16 protein-coding genes are annotated in these 19,504 nt (G+C 67.9%); 10 read left to right on the forward strand and 6 right to left on the reverse strand.

The features are described 5' to 3' along the window. Positions 1–6 precede the first annotated feature (6 nt). The gene (locus ACFWU2_RS05470) at positions 7–876 is read right to left on the reverse strand and encodes an NAD(P)H-binding protein (protein WP_378602081.1); all 870 of its coding nucleotides are present in this window, start codon (positions 874–876) and stop codon (positions 7–9) included. 89 nt (positions 877–965) lie between these two features. Between ACFWU2_RS05470 and ACFWU2_RS05475 the strand changes: the two genes are divergently transcribed. Beyond that, positions 966–1,739: a helix-turn-helix transcriptional regulator gene (locus ACFWU2_RS05475; RefSeq protein WP_378602084.1), complete on the forward strand. Its 774-nt coding sequence runs from the start codon at positions 966–968 to the stop codon at positions 1,737–1,739. On the opposite strand, the gene ACFWU2_RS05480 is transcribed toward ACFWU2_RS05475, so the two are convergent. Next, entirely contained in the window at positions 1,730–2,953 is a 1,224-nt protein-coding gene (locus ACFWU2_RS05480) for a hypothetical protein (protein ID WP_378602087.1), read from the reverse strand. The two genes, ACFWU2_RS05475 and ACFWU2_RS05480, sit on opposite strands and share 10 nt — an antisense overlap. A 74-nt stretch (positions 2,954–3,027) precedes the next feature. Between ACFWU2_RS05480 and ACFWU2_RS05485 the strand changes: the two genes are divergently transcribed. From ACFWU2_RS05485 to ACFWU2_RS05495, 3 genes are all read left to right on the forward strand, one after another. Continuing rightward, the gene (locus ACFWU2_RS05485) at positions 3,028–3,624 is read left to right on the forward strand and encodes a TetR/AcrR family transcriptional regulator (protein ID WP_378602089.1); all 597 of its coding nucleotides are present in this window, start codon (positions 3,028–3,030) and stop codon (positions 3,622–3,624) included. After that, a complete protein-coding gene (locus ACFWU2_RS05490; protein ID WP_378602091.1) occupies positions 3,621–5,243 on the forward strand; it encodes an acyl-CoA dehydrogenase family protein in 1,623 nt (540 codons plus the stop codon). The genes ACFWU2_RS05485 and ACFWU2_RS05490 overlap by 4 nt, the downstream gene beginning before the upstream one ends. Before the next feature lie 72 nt (positions 5,244–5,315). Continuing rightward, the gene (locus ACFWU2_RS05495) at positions 5,316–6,098 is read left to right on the forward strand and encodes a hypothetical protein (RefSeq protein ID WP_378602094.1); all 783 of its coding nucleotides are present in this window, start codon (positions 5,316–5,318) and stop codon (positions 6,096–6,098) included. 30 nt (positions 6,099–6,128) lie between these two features. On the opposite strand, the gene pgi is transcribed toward ACFWU2_RS05495, so the two are convergent. Continuing rightward, positions 6,129–7,766 (reverse strand): glucose-6-phosphate isomerase, encoded by a 1,638-nt coding sequence (gene pgi, locus ACFWU2_RS05500; RefSeq protein ID WP_378602097.1) that lies wholly within the window; start codon positions 7,764–7,766, stop codon positions 6,129–6,131. A 78-nt stretch (positions 7,767–7,844) separates the two neighbouring features. Here pgi and ACFWU2_RS05505 point away from each other — a divergent pair, with 78 nt between their 5' ends. After that, the gene (locus tag ACFWU2_RS05505) at positions 7,845–9,296 is read left to right on the forward strand and encodes an NAD-dependent succinate-semialdehyde dehydrogenase (RefSeq protein ID WP_378602100.1); all 1,452 of its coding nucleotides are present in this window, start codon (positions 7,845–7,847) and stop codon (positions 9,294–9,296) included. A gap of 62 nt (positions 9,297–9,358) precedes the next feature. On the opposite strand, the gene ACFWU2_RS05510 is transcribed toward ACFWU2_RS05505, so the two are convergent. Further along, on the reverse strand, positions 9,359–9,667 hold the full coding sequence (locus tag ACFWU2_RS05510; protein ID WP_378602103.1) for a chorismate mutase: 309 nt from the start codon (positions 9,665–9,667) through the stop codon (positions 9,359–9,361). 205 nt (positions 9,668–9,872) lie between these two features. Between ACFWU2_RS05510 and pcrA the strand changes: the two genes are divergently transcribed. Then, positions 9,873–12,236 carry a DNA helicase PcrA gene (gene pcrA / locus ACFWU2_RS05515; protein ID WP_378602106.1) on the forward strand — a complete coding sequence of 788 codons (2,364 nt, stop codon included), beginning with the start codon at positions 9,873–9,875 and terminating at the stop codon, positions 12,234–12,236. Positions 12,237–12,336: 100 nt separating this feature from the next. On the opposite strand, the gene ACFWU2_RS05520 is transcribed toward pcrA, so the two are convergent. Then, positions 12,337–13,302, reverse strand: a complete 966-nt coding sequence (locus tag ACFWU2_RS05520) for a M23 family metallopeptidase (RefSeq protein WP_378602109.1) — start codon at positions 13,300–13,302, stop codon at positions 12,337–12,339. Between the two features lie 465 nt (positions 13,303–13,767). Here ACFWU2_RS05520 and sucC point away from each other — a divergent pair, with 465 nt between their 5' ends. Beyond that, positions 13,768–14,937 carry an ADP-forming succinate--CoA ligase subunit beta gene (sucC, locus tag ACFWU2_RS05525; protein WP_296549575.1) on the forward strand — a complete coding sequence of 390 codons (1,170 nt, stop codon included), beginning with the start codon at positions 13,768–13,770 and terminating at the stop codon, positions 14,935–14,937. 16 nt (positions 14,938–14,953) lie between these two features. Next, the gene (gene sucD, locus ACFWU2_RS05530; RefSeq protein ID WP_169621435.1) at positions 14,954–15,856 is read left to right on the forward strand and encodes a succinate--CoA ligase subunit alpha; all 903 of its coding nucleotides are present in this window, start codon (positions 14,954–14,956) and stop codon (positions 15,854–15,856) included. A gap of 70 nt (positions 15,857–15,926) precedes the next feature. Here the strand turns inward: sucD and ACFWU2_RS05535 are convergent, their stop codons facing one another. After that, positions 15,927–16,550 (reverse strand): IMPACT family protein, encoded by a 624-nt coding sequence (locus ACFWU2_RS05535; protein ID WP_378602114.1) that lies wholly within the window; start codon positions 16,548–16,550, stop codon positions 15,927–15,929. A gap of 75 nt (positions 16,551–16,625) precedes the next feature. Between ACFWU2_RS05535 and ACFWU2_RS05540 the strand changes: the two genes are divergently transcribed. Both ACFWU2_RS05540 and ACFWU2_RS05545 read left to right on the forward strand, forming a co-directional pair. After that, entirely contained in the window at positions 16,626–17,909 is a 1,284-nt protein-coding gene (locus ACFWU2_RS05540) for a DUF5336 domain-containing protein (protein WP_378602117.1), read from the forward strand. 49 nt (positions 17,910–17,958) lie between these two features. Beyond that, complete coding sequence (locus tag ACFWU2_RS05545; RefSeq protein WP_378602120.1) at positions 17,959–19,482, forward strand: DUF6350 family protein; 1,524 nt, start codon at positions 17,959–17,961, stop codon at positions 19,480–19,482. Positions 19,483–19,504 lie beyond the last annotated feature (22 nt).

A 19,504-nucleotide genomic window follows, 5' to 3' on the forward strand; every position in this document is an offset into this window, starting at 1 on the left:
AGGGCTTCACAGTTGCGGGCGCAGTACGTCGTACGTCCATGCCGCCAGCGTCGTCGGCGTCGTGGACCGTATCGAGCGTGGTTGCTCGGGAACGAATCCCTCGCGGAGGCCCGTGGACATGCCCGTCATCGCGTCGACCTGAGCGTCGGAGAGGCCGGCGGCGTGTAACCCCCGGCGCATCTCGTCGTCGGCGATCTGTTCGGCGCGCAGCGGCAGGCCCGTCGCAGCGGAGACGATCTCCGCGACCTGTTTCCACGTGAGATCGGACGGCCCGTGGACGGCCTGCACGTGACGGCCGCTCCACTCGCTCGAGAGCAGTCGTGTGGCCGCGACCTCGGCGATGTCGCGGGGCGCGACCCACGGCATCGGATGGTCGACCGGCACGATCACCTGCACGCTGCCGGAGGCGATCATGTCGAGTTGGTACTCCAGGTTGCTGAAGAAGTACCCGCACCGCAGGTGCGTGACGTCGGCATCCGTGTCGTCCAGTGCGAGTTCGGTCGCGGCCAGGCCGTCGATCTCGCCTGCGCCGCGGCGCTTCTCGGCGCCGACGCTGCTCTGGAAGACCACCCGTCCGATGCCGTTCTCCGTGACAGCTCGGGCGATACTCGTGGCTGCGCGGCGGTACTCGGCGAGGGGGTCGTCGCCGGCAGGTGGCGGGTCCACCCAGTAGATCGTGTCGACGCCGGCAGTTGCCTGGACGACCGCATCCGTATCGAACTGGTCGACTGCGACGGTATCGACCTCCGCGCGCAGCCGAGCAGGCAGTTTCTCGGGACGGCGCGCGAGGACCAGGGGGCGCACCCCGGCACGGACCAGGATGGGAACGAGATGGCGGCCGACGTGTCCGGTGGGAGTGGTGACGGCGATACGCATGTAGGGATCTCCTCTCATCGAGTGCTCCGGCGTCACCGTATCGAGAGATACGGCCCGATCCTGTCCGCCATTTCGGTCACCATGGGTTCATGGTGAGCGACCCGACGACACGTGCGCTCGAACTCCTGTCGGTTCTCCAGCGGGGAGGGGAGTGGACGGCAGCCGTGCTCGCCGCCCGCCTGGAGGTCAGCACACGTACGGTCCGCCGCGATGTCGAGCGGCTGCGTCGTCTGGGGTATCGGGTGGACAGCCGGCCCGGCCCGTCGAGTGCGTACCGGCTGAGGGCGGGCCGGTCCGTCCCGCCGCTGCTCTTCACCGCCGACGAGGTCGCGATCCTGGTCGCCGGAGTGCGACTGATCGCGCCTCGTCTCGCGAGCGCGGACAGGGCGGGCGGCGCGGACAGGGCGGACGATGCGGACAGTGCGCTGGCGAAAGTCGAGAACGTACTCTCGCCGGCGCTGCGGCAACGTGCCCACGCGATGGACCTCGCCACCGAAGTGCTCGACGACGCGCACGGCGTCAGCGTGCAGGTGGTCGGTGCGCTGGCCGATGCGGTCGCGGAGTCCGGACGGGTCCGCTTCGGCTACCGCGACCGCAACGATGCAACGTCCGTCCGGACGGCGGATCCGTATCGCCATGTATATCGGGCCGGCCACTGGTATCTCGTCGGGTTCGATCTCGACAGAGACGAGTGGCGCACCTACCGCATGGACCGGATCGGCTCCGTGGAACGTATCCCCGGCACGTATCGTCGGCGCGACCTGCCCGGCGAGTCGCTCGGTCGCTGGTTCGACACCGACTTCGGAAGAGGCCGGGACTCGAGGCACCAGGACGCGGGCCACCAGGACCCGGGTCACCAGTAGGTGGCGTGCAGACCTCTCTCGGCGAGTTCTGCGTCGATGAACGCGCGCAGCGTCCGGGTGTCGGGGACGCGCTCTTCGTCGAGGGCGACGAGGGCGAGCGTGTATCGATCGTTCCGGCTGCACAGGTAGGTCGACAGGCGTGTCGTAGTCGTGGCGTCCCTCGTGCCGAGGCCGGGATGCATGGCGCGCATCGCCACCCCGGCGGTGCGGTGCGGGCCGAATGCATCGAGCACGGCCGGGACGCGACCGATATTGGAACACAGCATGTCTCGCTCGCCGGCACCTCTGGCGAGGCGGGCCGCGACACGGTCGGGAACGAGTTGCACGATCTCCGCGGGGATACCGTGCGGCGCGCCCTCGCGAGGCTGCCGGTACGCGTGCGTGGCTTTGGCTCTGATCGTCGCCACGGTGTCGTCCGCGTCGACGGTGATACCCGTCATCGATACCCCGTTGGAGGTGGTGCCGGAGCCGCGGTCGTCCACAGGAATGGAGATCCTCAGCGGGAACGGGATGCCTGCGCGCCGGGCGATTCCGGTCGCGATCGCCAGCATCAGCGAATTCGCCGTGCCTTCGCCGATGCCGGCAGCGGCGTCCCACTCGTCGCTCGGCACGTCGATCAGGGCGGTACGGGGACGCAACCGCACCGGCTGCGGGACCGGCGGTTTTTCCCGCGGACCGGACCGGCGCACGCCCCGGAGACCGCGCGCGACCGTGCGGACGACATGCAGCGCGTCGCGGACGTCGGAGGTGTGGGACTCGTCGGGTCGCTCGGCGTGACCGGCGAGAGCCTCGGCCACAGCATCGATCAGTCCCCGCGCGTCGGTCAGCACGTGGGAGCAGACGAGGGAGACGAGAGTGCCACCGCCTGCGAGATGTGCTGCGACCAGTGACCACCCGGGTCCGTGTTCGGGATCGAGGTCGACCTCGGTCTGGGCATCGGCCCACTCGAGGATCGCGTTGTCCGCCACTTTCTCTGCGGGATAGCGCAGCGGGTACGAATGCGTGCTCGCGACGAATCGGGGACGGGCTCCGGGTATGCGGGGCCGAACCACCCGGCGGCCGAGGGGGCCTTGTGACAACGCGTCGTGCAGGGAGATGAGGAGGGGAGCGTGCACGGTGTCGTCGGTGCGCCACAGGCCCTGCATCACCGACGGAAGCCCGGAACCGCGGTGTCGGTGCAGGAACATTTCGTCCACCACGCTCAATCGACTCATGCGTTAGACCGTAGCCCGGACCGCAGGCGGAAACCCTGTTGACCAAAGGTTTGAACCGGGGTTCAATCCTTGGTATGCCGTACCGGCGGACCCCGGCGGTCCAACAACGTCTCGACGACCAGCGCGACGCGATCGCGGCCGCAGCGGTGGCGCTCGTCGCCGAACGTGGATACCGGGAAATGTCGATCGCCGCCGTCGCCGAACGCGCCGGCGTCGCGACCGGCAGCGTCTACCGGCATTTTGCCGACAAGTCGGATCTGATGGTGCAGATCTTCCGGGACCTGTGCGGCCGAGAAGTCGAGGCTGTCGCGTCCGCAGCCGCGACGGGATCGGCGGTCGTGCGCATCTCGGCCATCGTGGAAACCTTCGCGTTCCGGGCACTGCACAATCCCGTGCTGGCCTACGCCCTGCTCGCGGAACCCGTCGACGCGGCTGTCGACGCAGAGCGACTGGTGCTGCGCAGAGCGTTCGCCGCCGCATTCTCCGGCGCGATCCGGTACGGCATCACCACCGGCGAATTCCCGGACCAAGACCCGGATCTCGCTGCCGCCGCTCTCGTCGGAGCGGTCGGGGAAGTACTCACCGGGCCCTTGCAGGCCGGTGCGGCTTCGGCAGACACGGTACCGGCCCTCGTGGCACTGTCCCTTCGCGCGTTAGGAGCGCACTCATGACATTCCCCGCGACACACATCGTGTCCAACCAGGTGCCCGATCTCGTGCCCTACAGCGCTGCCGACGATCGCGCGTTGATCGAAGGACTGCACCGGGAAGGCGGAAGCTGGGCAGAGGACGAGGTACACGAACTCGGGGCGCTCGCAGGAGGGGTGCGGGCACAGGACTGGGGCCGGCTCGCCAACGAGTATCCGCCCGTCCTGCACACCCACGACCGGTACGGCAACCGCATCGACGAGGTGGAGTTCCACCCGCATTGGCACGACCTGATGACGGTCGCGGTCGAACACGGTCTGCACGGCGCGCCGTGGCGCGACCCGCGCCCAGGAGCACACGTGGCCCGGGCCGCCAAGTTCTACGTGTGGGGTCAGGCCGACGCCGGCCATATGTGCCCCATTTCGATGACCTACGCGGCGATTCCGGCGCTGCGCCACAATCCGGCCCTCGCTGCGGAATACGAACCACTACTGGCGGCGCCGCACTACGACTTCGGCCTGCGGACACCCACGAGCAAACGCGGTCTCATCGCCGGGATGTCGATGACCGAGAAACAGGGCGGCTCCGACGTCCGCGCCAACACCACCACCGCGACACCGAACGCCGACGGCACGTACACGATCGTCGGGCACAAATGGTTCACGTCCGCTCCGATGTCCGACGTGTTCCTGACCCTCGCGAACACCGGCGCCGGACCCACCTGTTTCCTCTTGCCGCGCGTCCTGCCCGACGGCAACCGCAACCGCATCCGGATCCAGCGGCTGAAGGACAAATTGGGGAACAAATCCAATGCATCGTCGGAGATCGAGTACGAGGGCGCCGTCGGATGGGTCGTCGGACCCGAGGGACGCGGTGTCTCCACGATCATCGAGATGGTCAACATGACCCGGCTCGACTGCGTGATCGGGTCCGCGACGGGGATACGGATGGCGACGCTCCGCGCGGTGCACCACGCGCGGCACCGCGCAGCATTCGGTGCGCTTCTCGTCGACCAACCGCTCATGCGCAACGTTCTCGCCGATCTCGTCATCGAGTCCGAGGCGTCGACCACCATGATGATGCGGCTCGCCGGCGCGACCGACCGCGCGCAGGGCGACCCGCAGGAAGCGGCGTTGCGGCGGATTGCACTGGCGGTCACCAAGTACTGGGTGTGCAAGCGGGCGCCCGCCCACGCCGCGGAAGCGCTCGAATGCCTCGGTGGCAACGGTTACGCCGAAGAGTCCGGGATGCCGAGGCTGTACCGCGAAGCGCCGCTGATGTCGATCTGGGAGGGATCCGGGAACGTCGCTGCTCTCGACGCGCTGCGCGCCATGGTCAAACAACCCGACACCGTCGACGCGTTCTTCACCGAGGTACGGCTCGCGCAGGGCGCGGATTCGCGATTGGACCACGCCATCACCCGCGTGGGCAAGGAACTCGCAGACCTGGAGAACATCGAATACCGCGCCCGGCGGATCGTGGAACTGATGGCCCTCGTTCTGCAGGGCGCTCAACTCGTGCGGCACGGCCACCACGCCGTTGCCGACGCGTTCTGCGCGAGCAGGCTCGACGACGACTGGGGGATCGTGATGGGCACGTTGCCCACCGGGGTGGACACCGAGGCGATCTTGTCCCGCATCTGAGACGGGCTGCCGCGAGGAGCCCCGGGCATACTGGAAAGGGTCGGTGAATCCCGCACACGAGGGGAGACCACCATGATCGACACGAGCCGGTGGCGGGGGTGGGGGCGGGACGTCGTGCTCGCGGTCACCGAACCCGGTGCGCTCGGGCAGGCCGAGGAGATCGTGCGCTCGACGATCGACGTGTCCGAGGCGGCGTGTGATCTCCGGCGTGGTGACGCAGAACTTCACGCCGTCAATCTCGGGCAAGGGGTGCCCGTGCGGGTGAGCCCGCGCCTGTCCACGCTGCTCAGATCCGCCCTGCGGGCTGCCCGGATGACCGACGGTGCCGTCACGCCGGTCGACAACCGCCTCGACGCCGAATCGGTTCCCCCCGTCCACCCGGTGCCGAGCTACCTCGACGTCCGGATCGAGGGCGACACCGTTCACGCGCCGTGGGGCGCGGGTCTCGACATCGAGGAGACTGCGCGCGCCGATACCGCCGGCTACGGGGCGGCACTCGCCGCGGAGGGGCTCGAGTGCGGCGTCCTGGTGCGTATCGGCGACACGGCGGCCACCGCCGGCACGCGACCGGACGGCGGATGGCAGGTGGCGTTGCCAGGCCGGAACGACATCGAATTACCTGCCGGCACCGCGGTCGCCTCCCGTAGGGCCGGGGACCGGGCCGACGACCGGTGGCACGTCGTCACGGTGGTCGCGCCCGATGCGGTCTGGGCCGACGCTGCGGCGCAGACGGCTCTGCACTGCGAGGTCGGTGCGATCGCGTGGCTCGAGCAGTACGCACTCGCGGGGCGGCTCGTCGACCGCCGGGGGCAGGTACACACCACCGCCGCGTGGCCGGATTCTCGCGCTGCGTAACGGTTTCGGGCGTCGCGCCGGGGAGGGACGTCAGTCCGCGTCGCGCATACGGCGGTATGTGCGGATCAGGTTGTCCGTGGACGCATCACCCGACTCCGGCTCACCCACACCCCCCAACACCGGCGACAACACCGACGCCTGCGCCTTCCCCAACTCCACACCCCACTGATCGAACGAATCGATCCCCCACACCACACCCTCCACAAACACCTCATGCTCGTACAACGCAATCAACTGCCCCAACGTCGACGGCGACAACACCGGCGCCAACACCGTCGTCGACGGCCGATCACCCGGCATCACCTTGTGCGCCACCAACTCCTCCGCCACCCCCTCCCCCCGAATCTCCGCCGCCGACTTCCCGAACGCCAACACCTTCGCCTGCGCAAACATGTTCGCCATCAACACCTCATGCATCGACCCCGACCCCTCGGCCACCGGCAGATCATCGGTCGACCGACCGAACCCGATGAAATCCGCCGGCACCAGATGCGTCCCCTGATGCAACAACTGGAAAAACGCATGCTGCCCGTTCGTCCCCGGCTCGCCCCAAAAAATCTCCCCCGTCCGATACGACACCGGCGACCCGTCCACCCGCACCGACTTGCCGTTCGACTCCATCGCCAACTGCTGCAAATACGCCGGAAACCGCACCAGATCATTCGCATACGGCAACACCACCCGCGACTGCGCCCCCAGCACCGACGTGTACCACACCCCCAGCAACCCCAACAGCACCGGAACATTGCGCTCGAGCGGCGCCGACAGAAAATGCTCGTCCATCACCCGGAACCCGGCCAGCAACTCGCCGAACCGCTCCCGCCCGATCCCGCACATCACCGCCAACCCGATCGCCGAATCCACCGAATACCGGCCCCCCACCCACTCCCAGAACCCGAACATGTTCACCGGATCGATCCCGAACTCCGCCACCCGCTGCGTATGCGTCGACACCGCCACGAAATGCGACGCCACCGCCTCCTCACCGAGCGCCGCCACCAGCCACCGCCGCGCCGCCGTGGCATTGCACAACGTCTCGAGCGTGGAGAACGTCTTCGACGCCACCACGAACAACGTCGACGCCGGATCCAGCCCCGTCAGCACCCCCGTCAGATCCGCCGGATCGACGTTCGAGACGAACCGCACCTGCGGACCGTCGTGATAGTGCCGCAACGCCCGCGTCACCATCACCGGCCCCAGATCCGACCCCCCGATCCCGATGTTGACCACCGTGGTGATCTTCTCCCCGGTCGCCCCGCGCCACCGCCCGTCACGCACCCGATCGGTGAATTCGCCCATCGCATCGAGTACTTCGTGCACATCGGCGACCACGTCCTGCCCGTCGACGACCAACTGCGCCGACCGCGGCAACCGCAACGCGGTGTGCAGCACCGCCCGGTCTTCGGTGACGTTGATGTGCTCGCCGGTGAACATCGCATCGCGGGCCGCCTCGATCCCGACCGCCCGGGCGAGATCGAGCAGTAGGTCCATGGTGTGGGCGGTGACCCGGTGTTTGCTGTAGTCGACGACCAGATCCCCGGCGACGGCGGTCATCGCGTCGGCGCGGCCGGGATCGGCGGCGAACATCTCCCGCAGATGCATCCCCTCGACCTCCGCGCGATGGTCGACCAACTGCTGCCACTGGGTGGATCGGGTCACGTCGCTCATGCGACCGACAGTAGTGTCCACCTCCCTGAACCGCCGGGTTTGCGCCCTCCGCGCCGCAGGACGCGCATGATGGGGTTCATGGACACATCAGAACTGATCCGGTCCGTGCCCACCGACCTCTTTCTCGGTGGCGAGTGGGTGCCTGCCGGAAATCGAGCGACCTTTCCCGTCCACAACCCCGCCACGGGCGACGTTCTGGCCGAGGTGGCCGACGCCACTCCCGACGACGCCATGCGCGCACTGGATGCTGCGGTGACCGCGGGCCGCGACTGGGCCGCGACGCCCCCGCGTGAGCGAGCAGAACTTCTTCGCGCGGTGTGGGCGAAGATCAGCGAACGCGCCGACGACGTCGCGCTGCTCATGACCCTCGAAATGGGTAAAGCATTGCCCGAGAGCCGGTCCGAAGTCGCGTACGGCACCGAGTTCCTACGATGGTTCTCCGAGGAAGCAGTGCGGATCGCCGGCCGCTACACCCCGGCCCCGGCAGGCAACGGCCGCATTCTCGTCACCAAGCAACCGGTCGGTCCGTGTCTTGCGATCACGCCGTGGAATTTCCCCCTCGCGATGGGCACCCGCAAGATCGCGCCCGCTCTGGCCGCGGGGTGCACGATGCTCGTCAAACCTGCGTCGGAGACGCCGCTGACTCTGCTGCTGCTCGCGCAGTTCTTCGCCGACGCCGGTCTGCCCGCGGGCGTGTTGTCGGTGCTGCCGACCTCGCACGCCGGTGATGTGACCGGCCCCCTGCTCGACGATCCGCGGCTCCGCAAACTCACCTTCACCGGATCGACGGCGGTAGGCCGGTCGCTCGCGCAGACCGCCGGCCGGTCGCTCCTGCGCACCTCCCTGGAACTCGGCGGAAATGCACCGTTCGTCGTGTTCGACGACGCCGACCTCGACGAGGCGGTCGAGGGTGCGGTTGCGGCCAAACTGCGTAACGGCGGTGAGGCGTGCACCGCCGCGAATCGGTTCCACGTCGCGAACTCCGTCCGGGAGGAATTCGTCACCAAGCTCACCGAGCGCATGGCGTCGTACAAGCTCGGGCCGGGGACCGATCCCGACGCGACCCTCGGGCCGCTGATCAACGAGAACCAGAAGAAGACGGTGATCGAACTGGTCGAAGACGCAGTGGCGGGAGGCGCGACGGTGCGACTGGGCGGCGAGACCCCCGAGGGCCCGGGCTGGTTCTATCCGGCCACGGTGCTCGACGACGTACCGCGTACCGCTCGCATCCTGCGGGAAGAGGTCTTCGGACCGGTCGCCGCCGTCACCGGCTTCGACACGGAGGACGAGGCCGTCGCCGCCGCCAACGACACCGAGTACGGGCTGGCGGCGTACATCTTCACGCGCGATCTGGATCGGGCGCTCCGGGTGTCGGATGCCCTGGAATCGGGCATCGTCGGCGTGAACCGGGGAGTGGTGTCGGATGTCGCCGCACCGTTCGGCGGGATCAAGGCGTCCGGCATCGGCCGCGAAGGCGGAACCGAAGGGATCGAGGAATACCTCGAGACCAAATACATCGCGCTTCGGTAATGCGAGGGGCCCGGCCGCTACGCCCACGGGCCGGCAGTGTTCAGGCCGGCACTGCCCGTGGGCTAGTGGCCGAGGCGACCGCGGCCGAGACGCAGCAGCAGCATCGCGAGGGTGTGGCCTTCCTGGCCCAGTTCGCTGAAACGCTCGAGTACTTTCATCTCGCGGCTGTGCACGAGCCTCGTGCCGCCGGACGCCATCCGGGTTCGGCCGATGATGCGGGAGACCTCGGTGCGGCGCTTGACGGCCGCGAGGATCTCGGCGTCGAGGCGATCGATCTCCTTGCGGAGTTCGTCGATCTCGGCCTCGGTGGTGGGCACCGCGTCGGCGGCGTCGCCGGAAAGGGCGGCGTCGATGTTGGTGTTCAATGTCATCTCCTCGCGTCAGCGCTGGAATCGCCCCGGGTCGGGCGGCGGGTACCCGGCATCGGAAACGTCGGTGGCCGAGCGTTCGAATCGGCCACCCGGTCGCCGCCGGACCGGGGAAGGGCGCATGACATACCATCCAGTTTGCCACCCTGCTATTCGGCGGCCAACTCGGGGATTCGCTGTCGTACGCGTCCGGTAGTTTGGTAGAACGATGAACACTCCCGTTGCTCCCGCCCACACCACCCCCGATTCGGACGCTCTCCTCGAGGGACTCAATCCACAACAGCGGGAAGCGGTCACGCACGAAGGTGGGCCGCTGCTCATCGTGGCGGGTGCGGGCTCGGGTAAGACGGCAGTGCTCACGCGGCGGATCGCCTACCTGCTGGGCGAGCGAGGCGTCGCACCCGGTCAGGTGCTCGCCATCACGTTCACCAACAAAGCAGCCGCCGAGATGCGCGAGCGCGTCGCCGCTCTGGTCGGGCCACGTGCCCTGTCGATGTGGGTCTCGACCTTCCACTCGAGCTGTGTCCGGATTCTGCGGGCCCAGGCGAGTCTCCTGCCCGGTATGAACTCCAACTTCACGATCTACGACGCCGACGATTCGCGCCGGCTGCTGACGATGATCGCGAAAGACCTCGAACTCGACATCAAGAAGTACTCTCCGCGGTTGCTCTCCACCCAGATCTCCAATCTGAAGAACGAGCTGATCGGTCCGGAAGAGGCGGCGGCCGCCGTCGGTGCCGACGCCGGCGACCTGGAACGGATCGTCGCGCGGGTGTACGCGCTGTATCAGCAACGTCTCCGCGCTGCGAACGCCTTCGACTTCGACGACCTGATCGGCGAGACCGTCGCGTTGCTGCAGGCTCACCCGGACGTCGCCGAGTACTACCGCCGACGCTTCCGGCACGTGCTGGTCGACGAGTACCAGGACACGAACCACGCCCAGTACGTGCTGGTCCGCACCCTGGTGGGCGACCCCGACGACGAGTCCACCGTCGAGCCGAGCGAACTGTGCGTGGTCGGCGACGCCGACCAGTCGATCTACGCATTCCGCGGCGCGACCATCCGCAACATCGAGGAATTCGAACGCGACTATCCCCAGGCGCGCACGATCCTGCTCGAGCAGAACTACCGGTCCACCCAGAACATCCTGTCCGCGGCGAACGCGGTGATCTCCCGCAACACCGGTCGTCGCGATAAGCGGCTGTGGACCGATTCCGGTGAGGGCGATCTCGTCGTCGGGTACGTGGCCGACAACGAGCACGACGAGGCGCGGTTCGTCGCGGCGGAGATCGACCGTCTCGTCGACGAGGGAATCAAGTTCTCCGATATCGCGGTGTTCTATCGCACCAACAACGCGTCCCGGCCCTTCGAGGATGTGTTCATCCGCCACGGCGTGCCGTACAAGGTCGTCGGCGGGGTCCGGTTCTACGAGCGCAAGGAAGTGCGCGACATCGTTGCGTACCTCAAGGTCCTCGAGAATCCCGAGGACACCGTGAGCCTGCGCCGGATCCTCAACACGCCCCGACGCGGCATCGGCGACCGGGCCGAGGCCTGCGTGGCGGTGCATGCCGAGCGTCTCGGCATCGGGTTCGGTCAGGCGCTGCGGGATGCGGCCGAGGGCAAGGTGGCCCTGCTGAACACCCGTGCGCAGAAGGCGATCGCCGGTTTCGTGGAGATTCTCGACGAACTGCGGGCGATGCTGGTGGTCTCCGATGCCGACGGCAACGACACGGTCGACATCGGCGACGTGGTCGAGGCGATACTCGACCGCACCGGCTACAGCTCCGAACTCGCCGCCAGCGACGATCCGCAGGACGGCGCCCGGCTCGACAACCTCAACGAACTCGTCAGTGTCGCACGGGAATTCAGCGCAGACGTGCGTAATGCGGCGGGTATCGAAGATGTGGGACGTGAGGACGGCGACCCGGATCCAGGTTCGCTGGCGGCGTTCCTGGAGAAGGTCTCACTCGTCGCCGACGCCGACCAGATCCCCGAAAACCAGGACGGTGTCGTCACGTTGATGACGCTGCACACCGCCAAGGGACTCGAGTTCCCCGTCGTGTTCGTGACGGGCTGGGAAGACGGGCAGTTCCCGCACATGCGAGCGCTCGGTGATCCTGCCGAGTTGTCCGAAGAGCGGCGTCTGGCCTACGTCGGCATCACGCGTGCGCGCCGTCGTCTGTACGTCAGCCGCGCTGTGCTGCGCTCGTCGTGGGGACAGCCCGTCACGAATCCGGAATCTCGTTTCCTGCAAGAGATTCCGCAGCACCTCGTCGAATGGAAGCGGACGGATCCGGGGCCGGGTCGCGGACATGCCATCGGCTCGGGCACGGGATCGCGGTTCGGTGCCAGGGAGGAGCGTTCGTCCTCGCCGAGTTTCGGGGCGCCGCGCGGGCGCAACAATCACCTCGTGCTCGCCGTCGGCGACCGTGTCAGCCACGACAAGTACGGGCTGGGCACGGTTCTGGAGACGAAGGGCAGTGGACCCACCGCGACCGTCGTCATCGACTTCGGAAGTGCCGGTAAGGTCCGGCTGATGCTGGTCGGCGGCGTGCCGATGATCAAGCTCTAGGCGGCCGCACCGCGGTTGCCCTCGCGTGCTGTCGTGAAACGACCGGTATCGCGGCGGACGGGCGCGCGATCCGGGGCTTCGTCAGACGCGGGGGGTTTCGTCAGACGCGGTTGCTGCCGGGGGCGATGCCCCGGGTGGCGAGCCACGGCACCGGGTCGATCTTGTCGACGCCGTTGAGGTGCACCTCGAAGTGCAGGTGCGGACCGGTGGAAAAGCCGCGGTTGCCCATGGTGGCGATCTGGTCGCCGGCCAGGACCTGCTGGCCCACGGTGACCATCGACTGATCGATGTGTCCGTACACGGTGACCGTGCCGTCGGCGTGCAGCAACCGGATCCACATGCCGAAGCCCGATGCGGGACCGGAATCGATGACTTCGCCGTCGGCGACCGCGAGGATCGGGGTGCCGATCGGGCCGGCGATGTCGATGCCGGCGTGAAGAGTGCCCCAACGGGCACCGAAGTTCGACGTGAACGAACCTGCGGCGGGAAGAACGAACAGGGGCCGGCGTGCCGCTGCCTCGCGTGCCGCGCGCTCCTCGCTGAAGCGTTCGCCCTTGGCGAGGAGGTTGGAGAACTGCGACAGGTCGTTGGGGTCGGCGATGTTGAGCACCTGGGGCGCTTGCGAGGGTGCCGCGCCGGCGCTGTCGGAGGTGAACTGCGCTGCCTGCGGCACCGCGGTGGCCGTGATGACCGAGGAGTCGCTGGTATCTGCGGCGAGTGCGACCTGGCTGTGGTCGGCGTTCTGGCCGGGTGAACCGTTGGTCGCTGCCTGACCCGCTGCGACGACTGCGCCGGCGGCAACGGCGAACACGGCGGCACGGCCCTTGAGCGCGGTCGGGGGAGTGGGCACCCGGTGCGCTCCGCTACGACGAGCGGGAGAGACGGTGTCGGAAGAATCGGCGGAATGCGAGGTGCGAGCCTCTTCGACGTAATAGGTCGGCTCGGAGGCGAGGCCCGTCGTGCGAAAATCTATGGTCGCTGTGGTCCAAGCGTTCCAGTCGTCCGGTGCCGTTTCGGGCCGGCGGGCGTGGCTTTCGGCAATCGGGCTGCCTGGGCGCATCGCCATCCTCCGTTTCGTGACCTCATCGTTACTTGACCAGAGGGACGGTAACGAAATGATCGCAGGCAGGGCAACCTATAACGCAAACCAAAGCCCTTATGTGAGCGGCATCACAGTTACGTGCTGGGAAAAGTGGGGATTGGGCCGAAGGTCACGCATCGAAACATCCAATGACTTTTGCATTGCGAAAGAGTCTCGGAGCGATCGGGGTCGATTGCCGGGCGGCCTCGAGGGGAGCCGGTCGCGGCCCCGTGAGCGGCGCCTGTCATCCTGGGGATGGTGCTCCTCTTGGTTGCGGCGTTCTCACATTCCGGGAGGAAACCCGTGAGCTAACCCTCAGCGTCCAGGATCCGTGACATGCGCCACATGCCCGGAGCGCGGACGTTTCGCAGGGCGTCCATGTAACTAGAGTCCGAACCGGCCCGCTCAATACCCCCGAGCGGGCGTGAACGCAGACGAGACGGTGAGCAGATGGATCTCTTCGAATACCAGGCGAAGGAACTTTTCGCCAAGCATGACGTGCCGACGTCGGCTGGACGTGTTACCGACACGGTCGCCGGAGCCCGCGAGATCGCCGAGGAAATCGGCAAGCCCGTGATGGTCAAGGCGCAGGTCAAGGTCGGCGGCCGTGGCAAGGCCGGCGGCGTGAAGTACTCCGCCGACGTCGATGCCGCCGTAGCCAACGCCGAGGCCATCCTGGGTCTCGACATCAAGGGCCACGTCGTGAAGAAGCTGCTGGTCGCAGAGGCGAGTGACATCGCCGAGGAGTACTACATCTCCTTCCTGCTCGACCGCACCAACCGCACCTACCTGGCGATGTGCTCCGTGGAGGGTGGCGTCGAGATCGAGGTCACCGCCGAGGAGAACCCGGACGCCCTCGCGAAGATCCCGGTGGACGCAGTCAAGGGCGTCGACCTGGCCTTCGCACGCGAAATCGCCGAGGCCGGCAAGCTGCCCGCAGAGGTGCTCGATGCCGCCGCCAACACCATCCAGAAGCTGTGGGAGGTGTTCATCAAGGAGGACGCGCTCCTCGTCGAGGTGAACCCCCTCGTCCGCACCCCGGACGACCAGATCCTGGCTCTCGACGGCAAGGTGACGCTGGACGAGAACGCTGCCTTCCGTCAGCCCGGCCACGAGGCATTCGAGGATCGGGACGCGACCGACCCGCTCGAGCTGAAGGCCAAGGAGAACGACCTCAACTACGTCAAGCTCGACGGCGAGGTCGGCATCATCGGTAACGGCGCAGGACTCGTGATGTCCACCCTGGACGTCGTCGCCTACGCGGGTGAGAAGCACGGCGGAGTCAAGCCCGCCAACTTCCTCGATATCGGTGGCGGCGCTTCGGCTGCCGTCATGGCCGCCGGTCTGGACGTGATCCTGAACGACGAGCAGGTCAAGAGCGTGTTCGTCAACGTCTTCGGTGGCATCACCGCATGTGACGCCGTGGCAAACGGCATCGTCGGCGCGCTCGAGACGCTGGGCGACGAGGCCAACAAGCCGCTGGTCGTCCGCCTCGACGGCAACAACGTCGAGGAGGGTCGCCGCATCCTCTCCGAGGCCAACCACCCGCTGGTCACGGTCGTCGCCACCATGGACGAGGCTGCCGACAAGGCTGCCGAGCTCGCCTTCGCAGCGAAGTAAAGGGACACACAGAACAATGGCAATCTTCCTTACCAAGGATTCCAAGGTCATCGTCCAGGGCATCACCGGCGGCGAGGGCACCAAGCACACCGCCCTCATGCTCAAGGCCGGCACCCAGGTTGTCGGCGGCGTCAACGCCCGCAAGGCCGGCACCACGGTCTCGCACACCGACAAGGACGGCAACGCCGTCGAACTGCCGGTCTACGGCACCGTCGCCGAGGCCATGAAGGAGACCGGCGCGGACGTCTCCATCGCGTTCGTTCCGCCGGCCTTCGCGAAGGACGCCATCGTCGAGGCCATCGACGCGGAGATCCCGCTGCTGGTCGTCATCACCGAGGGCATCCCGGTGCAGGACTCCGCGTACGCGTGGGCCTACAACGTCGACAAGGGCGAGAAGACCCGGATCATCGGCCCCAACTGCCCCGGCATCATCACCCCGGGTGAGGCGCTGGTCGGCATCACCCCGGCGAACATCGCAGGCAAGGGCCCGGTCGGTCTCGTGTCGAAGTCGGGCACCCTGACCTACCAGATGATGTTCGAACTCCGTGAGTACGGTTTCTCGACCGCCATCGGCATCGGCGGCGACCCGGTCATCGGCACCACCCACATCGACGCGATCGCTGCGTTCGAGAAGGATCCCGAGACCAAGGTCATCGTGATGATCGGCGAGATCGGCGGCGACGCCGAGGAGCGCGCAGCCGATTACATCAAGGCCAACGTGACCAAGCCGGTCGTCGGCTACGTCGCGGGCTTCACCGCACCCGAGGGCAAGACCATGGGCCACGCCGGCGCCATCGTCTCCGGTTCCTCGGGCACCGCCCAGGCCAAGAAGGACGCCCTCGAGGCTGCCGGCGTGAAGGTCGGCAAGACGCCGTCCGAGACAGCCGCTCTCGCGCGCGAAATTCTGCAGTCGCTGTAATTTCGCACCGTCCGACCTCTGCCCGTGTGTGTTCCTGACGGAACACACACGGGCAGTGTGCTTTCGGTGCCTACTCGTCGATCCACTGGTGTCCCACGGGCGTCGGGTCACCCGAACCGGACGTGACCGATGCGACCGTCGCCGTGAGAACGGCCGGGTCGGACGTCGCGACGGTCAGCACCGCACGCTCGCCGTACGCGACGCCGAGCACGCTGACCCCGCGCTGCCGTAGCTCGGCTTCCACGCGACCTGCGTCGGCATGATCGACCCCGAGTTCGAACAACTCCCGGCGGACCCGCGTGACCACGCGCGCCGAGTCGAGCGCGGTCGTGACCGCTCCGGAGTAGGCGCGCACGAGTCCGCCCGCACCCAGCTTGATGCCACCGAACCACCGCGTCACCACCACAGCGACGTTCACGAGATCGCGGTGATGCAGGACCTGCAACATGGGGACGCCCGCGGTTCCGCCCGGTTCGCCGTCGTCGCTCGACCGCTCGGCCCGCGTCGCATGCTCGTCGCCGACGACGAACGCCCAGCAGTGGTGGCGTGCATCGGGATACAGTCTCCGTTGTTCCTCGACGAAGGCCAGCGCAGACTCCGGCGATTCGACGCGCCGGAGCGCGGCGAGAAACCGTGAACGTTTGACCTCGGTTTCCACGACGACATCCGGGCCCGGGGCAAAAGTGTGCGGCATAGCCCCATTCTCGCGGGTCGTGCCTAGGCTGGTACGCAGAGACGGACGACAGCCGAACCGACAGCAGGAGGACCGATGAATTTCCCCGCAGGGCAATCCACCCCGAGCAAGGTGGTGCCGCTGCTGCTGCCACTTGTGGTCGCCGCGCTCGGTGTCGTGAACTTTCTACTCGGTCTCGCGCCGTATGTGAGCATCACGTTCGGTTCCCGCGTCGCACTGTCGTCGTTCGATTTCGGATTCGCCGTCGTGCCCCTCGCTTTCCTGCTGCTCGGTGGTGTCAGCGCAGCGCTCTCGCTGCTGCCCGGCCAGGATCTGCGGGCAGTGGCAGTGGTCGCGTCGGGAGTCGGCTTCGTGACCTCGCTCTTCCAGTTGTTCCACCTGCCGGAAGACACGGGAATCGCCTGGGGCGGAGTCACGATCCTCGTCTTCGGCTTCGTGCAGGCCGCGCTCGCCGTGGTCACTCTGCTGTTCGGACTCGGCATTCTGGTGCCCGGACGCTCGGCACCGCAGAACAGTGGCGCACAAGGCTATCCGCAGGGTTCGGGACAGCCGGGTGCGGCACAGCAGGGTTCGCCGCAGCAGGGTCTCGGACAGTTCGGTGCCCAGCAGTACCCGGGACAGCAATTCGGTGCCCAGCAGTACGGCGGGCAGCAGTACACCGGTCAGCAGCAGTACGGCGGCCAGTACGGGGGCCAGCAGTACGGCGGGCAGGCCGCCGGAGCCCAGCAGTATCCGGGTCAGCAGTTCGGCGCTCAGCAGTTCCCGGGTCAGCAGTACGGTGCCCAGCAGTATGGTGCCCAGCAGTACGGCGGGGCGCAGCAGTACCCGGGCCAGCCCGCCTCCGGCCGACAGTCCGAGCAGTCCGGTGCTCAGCAGTACCCCGGTGGGTCGTCTTCCTCCGCGTCGCCCTCGCCGGAGTCGCAGTACCCCGCGGGGCAGCAGCCGGGCGACCAGCCTTTTGCGGGCGACCAGCCTTTTGCGGGCGCGCAGCAGCACGGTGGGCAGTTCGGCCAGCAGCACTCGGGCGAACACGGGGTCGCCGACCAGGAACGCACCCAGCGGTTCACTGGCGCTCCGTACGGCCGGCCCGACCAGGCCGCCCAGTCGCATTCCGGGGCGAACACCGGTGGCGAGTACGACCGGTCCGAGTCGGAGCACACGGACGCGCAGCCGTCGGCCGACGCGCAGCAGGCGCCGGGCCGCCCGGAGCAGGAGGGTGCGTCGTCGACACCCGAGTCCGATGCCGAGCGCGCCGCAGAGAACCGCGCCGCAGAGAACCTCGCCGAAGAGAACGAGGGTTCCGCTCCCGGCGAGTCCGCCCCTACCCAGGTGTTCCGTTCACCGGGTGACCAACGGTGATCGGCGCGCCTGACACCCTCCGCGACACGTCGGTGACACCCTCGACTCGATGACTTCGACGCTCGGCCGGTCGACCCGGCACACTCCACCCGAGGACGGCCACCTCGATCCGGAGCGGTTCCGCATCCTGGTCGGTACCGCGGCACGTCTTCCCTCGGTGACGCTCGCGGTGGTCGCCACCGTCGTGGTGACCACCATGGTGCTCGCGAACAGCGACCTGACGGGGATCTACGCCGCCGTCGCGGGTACCTGGCTCGCGCTGCACCAGGTGACCCTCACGATCGACGGCACCTCGCTCGGTGTACTTCCCCTGCTGCCCACGGCGGTCCTGGTGTGGTTGTCGGCGCGAGGGTCCGCCTCGGCGGCAGACGCCGTCATGGACTACACCGGGTACCAACTCGAAGGCCACGATGCCGCACGCATCACCGCGGCAACACTGGCCGGCCCGCTGACCGTCACGGTCGTCGCGCTCGTCGTGATGCAGGACGCGGCGGGTGTCCTCCCTGTCGCGTCGCCGAACCCCGCTGCGGCTCTGGCGTGGGTGACGGGCCTGTACCTGCTCGCCGCGTTGCTCGGAATCGGCTCACGTCTGTGGCGGCCGCTCGTCCTCCGGTACGCGGTGCCGGAATGGCTCGTGCTGTCGGTCCGCCCCGCGGCGAGGGCGGTGCTCGGCATGTTCGCGGTGGGCGGTGTCCTCGTCGTCGTGGGACTGCTGTGGTCGTGGACCACGCTGGGCGGCCTGCTGGCACGCGGTGAAAGCTGGGCAGGCGTCCTCGGACTCACCGTCCTGTCGATCCTGTACCTGCCGAATCTGGTGATCGGTGCGTCCGCGGTGCTGGCCGGAAGCACCGCACAGTTCGGACAGGTCCGGTTGAGTTTGTTCGAGGCGTCGGGCGGCGATCTGCCTGCTCTCCCGATCCTCGCGGCGATCCCGGCGGGGCCGGCGCACGCACTGTGGCCGGTACTGCTCGCTGTGCCGGCAACAGTCGGTGCTCTGCTCGGCCGGTTTGCCGCGCAACGCACGCTCCAGGCGCAGGCCGACGGGGCACCTGTGGGAAGCCTCGACGCTGCTCGGACGGTTCTGGCCGCGGCGGGGTTCGCAGGACTGGTCACCGCCGGCGTCACCTGGGCCGCAGGTGGCCCACTGGGAATCTTCGGAATCGTCGGGGCCACATGGTGGCTCGCCGGCGTGCTGCTGTTCGCGTGGGCCGGACTGCTCGGGCTCATCGTCGCCCAGCTGCTCATGTGGCGCGAGGGTCGCCTGGCTGCCGCAGTCCTGCGCGAGGACCATCCTGAGCCGACAGGCGACAAGCCGGCGGACGACCACGAGGCAGCGGACCAAAGCGACACGGCAGAGGATTCGGATCACGAAGAGGACCCGGGCTCCGACCCCCGCACCGACGAGACGTCGGAGGACGACCCCGCGAAGGGCGACGCCGTGAAGGACGAGTCTGCCGAGGACGACTCTGCCGAGGACGAGTCTGGGGAGGACGAGACCCGGGAAGCCGGGGTTGGCACCGAGTCGGACCCGGAGTCGGACACGGAGGTCGAGGGCAAGGGCAAGGGCAAGTAGGACGCCGACTAGGCTTTCACAC

The sequence above is a fragment of the Rhodococcus sp. NPDC058639 genome (assembly GCF_042717545.1).
Lineage (GTDB): Bacteria > Actinomycetota > Actinomycetes > Mycobacteriales > Mycobacteriaceae > Rhodococcus.

Excerpts from the sequence above, each read along its gene's own strand:
- ACFWU2_RS05470 (WP_378602081.1), bottom strand. The coding sequence starts at position 876 with ATGCGTATCGCCGTCACCACTCCCACCGGACACGTCGGCCGCCATCTC.
- ACFWU2_RS05475 (WP_378602084.1), top strand. The coding sequence starts at position 966 with ATGGTGAGCGACCCGACGACACGTGCGCTCGAACTCCTGTCGGTTCTC.
- ACFWU2_RS05480 (WP_378602087.1), bottom strand. The coding sequence starts at position 2,953 with ATGAGTCGATTGAGCGTGGTGGACGAAATGTTCCTGCACCGACACCGC.
- ACFWU2_RS05485 (WP_378602089.1), top strand. The coding sequence starts at position 3,028 with ATGCCGTACCGGCGGACCCCGGCGGTCCAACAACGTCTCGACGACCAG.
- ACFWU2_RS05490 (WP_378602091.1), top strand. The coding sequence starts at position 3,621 with ATGACATTCCCCGCGACACACATCGTGTCCAACCAGGTGCCCGATCTC.
- ACFWU2_RS05495 (WP_378602094.1), top strand. The coding sequence starts at position 5,316 with ATGATCGACACGAGCCGGTGGCGGGGGTGGGGGCGGGACGTCGTGCTC.
- pgi (WP_378602097.1), bottom strand. The coding sequence starts at position 7,766 with ATGAGCGACGTGACCCGATCCACCCAGTGGCAGCAGTTGGTCGACCAT.
- ACFWU2_RS05505 (WP_378602100.1), top strand. The coding sequence starts at position 7,845 with ATGGACACATCAGAACTGATCCGGTCCGTGCCCACCGACCTCTTTCTC.
- ACFWU2_RS05510 (WP_378602103.1), bottom strand. The coding sequence starts at position 9,667 with ATGACATTGAACACCAACATCGACGCCGCCCTTTCCGGCGACGCCGCC.
- pcrA (WP_378602106.1), top strand. The coding sequence starts at position 9,873 with ATGAACACTCCCGTTGCTCCCGCCCACACCACCCCCGATTCGGACGCT.
- ACFWU2_RS05520 (WP_378602109.1), bottom strand. The coding sequence starts at position 13,302 with ATGGCGATGCGCCCAGGCAGCCCGATTGCCGAAAGCCACGCCCGCCGG.
- sucC (WP_296549575.1), top strand. The coding sequence starts at position 13,768 with ATGGATCTCTTCGAATACCAGGCGAAGGAACTTTTCGCCAAGCATGAC.
- sucD (WP_169621435.1), top strand. The coding sequence starts at position 14,954 with ATGGCAATCTTCCTTACCAAGGATTCCAAGGTCATCGTCCAGGGCATC.
- ACFWU2_RS05535 (WP_378602114.1), bottom strand. The coding sequence starts at position 16,550 with ATGCCGCACACTTTTGCCCCGGGCCCGGATGTCGTCGTGGAAACCGAG.
- ACFWU2_RS05540 (WP_378602117.1), top strand. The coding sequence starts at position 16,626 with ATGAATTTCCCCGCAGGGCAATCCACCCCGAGCAAGGTGGTGCCGCTG.
- ACFWU2_RS05545 (WP_378602120.1), top strand. The coding sequence starts at position 17,959 with ATGACTTCGACGCTCGGCCGGTCGACCCGGCACACTCCACCCGAGGAC.